The following is a 2,227-nucleotide window of genomic DNA, read 5'->3' as shown; positions in this document are numbered from 1 at the left end:
GGCCTCGAAGGTCGCCGGGGCGGCCAGGAGCCAGAGGGACTGATCCATCAGGTGCTCCACGGTGCGCTCGGACAGGCGCAGCAGGCAGGCGGTCTCACTCACAATCGTGCGGCGGGCCACGTCCCGGTCCTCCCACCGGCTGTAGGCGGCCGCGCGGGCTTGGTCCTCGGTCAGGGTGGCCGCGTTCACGTCGGCCAGCCGGATGCTCTCCGGGTTGCCGTGCAGGCGCGAGGAGACGAGCGGGTCCTCACTCCAGCCCTGCAGAGCGACGAGGAACTCGGCCTGCCGGGCCTGCGCCTGCGCAATGGCGCGGGCCTCGACCGCGATCAGCTCGGTGCGGCGGGCCAGCTCCGAGCAGACCGACTCGTCCAGGGCCGGGTTGGGGACGTACGGCCCGAAAGCGGTCGGGTCAACAGGGGAGGGGGTGGAGCCAGGTGGAGCGGACTCCGGAGAGTGGTCGTCATCATCCGGAGCGGGCGGTACTGCCTGGTCGGGGCTACTCATGATGAGATCGTCTCACCTACCACTGACACTGTAAAAGGTTCCGCGAGCTGTGAGAAAAGCCCCAGAAATCGCGGGCTTCTGGGGCTCAACTCACAGTTCGCGGGGGCGTCAGCGGAGGATTTCTACCATCAGGACCCAGGCGTCGAGCATGGAGCCGATGACGGTGAGGATCACCCCGGCCGCGACCAGGTAGATGCCGGTGGAGGAGCCGGTGACGATGAGGAGCACCGCGCCCAGCGCGAAGGGAAACAGCTGGAGGGCCGCGAGCGCTAGATAGAGGGCCAGGGAGAACCGCCCACTCGCGCTGTTCCGTGCCCGGTGGCGGAGTGAGATCGTATGCAGGACGACCGCCGGGCCCACGGCGACGAGCACCTCGACGCCCAGGACCGCCCCGGGCTGGCCGGGCACCAGAAGGAGGCCGCCGGTCACCACCACCAGCACGAGGGAGCCGACGGCGGCCGCGGCCCGTGCCGTCAGCCCGGGCAGCGCGAGGATCTCCCGGATGTTCACCGAGATCGCCACCATGACGAGGCCCGCCAGCGCCGCGGCGGCGCCCACCATGGCCACGGCGAAGTCACCCCAGCCTGTCGTCACCGTCTCGTCGCTGTCTCGTCGCTGTCTCGTCCATGGTTGCCTTCGCTCGGATGCCGACACGAAAGCGCGACCGCTCCGATCGTCATGAACCCATCGGTGCCTGACACCGGCCACGGCGCGGGACCAATGACCCCCGTGTGACCAGCAGTTTGACAGCCGTTTGTTCTACGCTGGGGGCATGAGAAGGCGCAGCGGGGAACCGATCTACAGCACGGCGATTGCAGCGGGTCGCACAATTTTCGGAGCCTTCAGGCTCAGGCCGTCGGCGTCGGGCCTCACCAACCTTCCGGACGCCGGAGGGGCGGTCCTCGCCATCACCCACTTCGGCTACGCGGACTTCGCCCTCGTGGAGTGGATGACCTGGCGAAAGAACCGCCGGCACATCCGCTTCATGGCCAAGAAGGGTGCGTTCGACAAGCCCGTCGTCGGCTGGCTGTTGCGTGGGATGCGGCACATCAACGTCGACATGACGGCCGGGGCCCAGGCCTACGCCGACGCGGTGCGGGCGCTCAACGCCGGCGAACTCGTCGGGGTGTTTCCCGAAGGGGGAGTGAACGCGTCGTTCACCGTGCGGGACCTGAAGACCGGTGCGGCGCGGATGGCGATGGAGGCCGGGGTGCCCATCGTGCCCATCGCTGTCTGGGGTGGCCACCGGCTGCTCACGAAGAACCACAAGCCATCCGTGCGGGAGGCCTATCGCACCCCGGTCTCCTTCGCGGTCGGCATGCCGGTACGTGTAAACGCCGAGGACGATCCGCAGCAGGTGACCCAGCGACTGCACGGCGTGCTGCAGGAGCTCGTGGACGGCCTGCAGGCGCGTTACCCGGAGCCTGGTGCCGGCCGCTGGTGGCAGCCCGCCCACCTGGGCGGAACCGCGCCCACCCCGGCGGAGGCCGCCGCGACGGAAGCGGAACGACAGCGACGCAAGGCGGCCGCCAGAGCGGCCCAAACCCCGGCCGGGTGAACCGCGCCGTCCGCAGGTTTGCCACCGCGGGGTCGGCACCCACCGGCCCGAACCGGATGAGCTAGATGTGCTGCCCAGGCAGGTTGGTCAATCTGCTGATGGGTACGGCGCCGCCGATTCCGGTGTGGGGCCTGTGGTGATTGTATTCATGGAGCCAAGCCGGCA

General features: G+C 69.2%; 3 protein-coding genes and 1 pseudogene. 1 reads left to right on the top strand and 3 read right to left on the bottom strand.

The annotated features are described in order from the left end of the window. Both E3T19_RS11275 and E3T19_RS11270 read right to left on the bottom strand, forming a co-directional pair. A partial coding sequence (locus E3T19_RS11275) for a hypothetical protein (protein ID WP_198418784.1) occupies positions 1-504 on the bottom strand: 504 nt, incomplete at its 3' end. A gap of 108 nt (positions 505-612) precedes the next feature. Further along, positions 613-1,098 (bottom strand): hypothetical protein, encoded by a 486-nt coding sequence (locus E3T19_RS11270; RefSeq protein WP_134408836.1) that lies wholly within the window; start codon positions 1,096-1,098, stop codon positions 613-615. Between the two features lie 178 nt (positions 1,099-1,276). Between E3T19_RS11270 and E3T19_RS11265 the strand changes: the two genes are divergently transcribed. Beyond that, on the top strand, positions 1,277-2,062 hold the full coding sequence (locus E3T19_RS11265; protein WP_134408835.1) for a 1-acyl-sn-glycerol-3-phosphate acyltransferase: 786 nt from the start codon (positions 1,277-1,279) through the stop codon (positions 2,060-2,062). Between the two features lie 61 nt (positions 2,063-2,123). Here E3T19_RS11265 and E3T19_RS11260 read toward each other — a convergent pair. Then, positions 2,124-2,227, bottom strand: a pseudogene (locus E3T19_RS11260) (IS481 family transposase); the annotation flags it as partial.

Source organism: Cryobacterium sp. TMT4-31 (genome assembly GCF_004403385.1).
GTDB lineage: Bacteria > Actinomycetota > Actinomycetes > Actinomycetales > Microbacteriaceae > Cryobacterium > Cryobacterium zongtaii.
The sequence above is the reverse complement of the archived record's forward strand: the minus strand, read 5'-3'. Positions and strand labels throughout refer to the sequence as shown.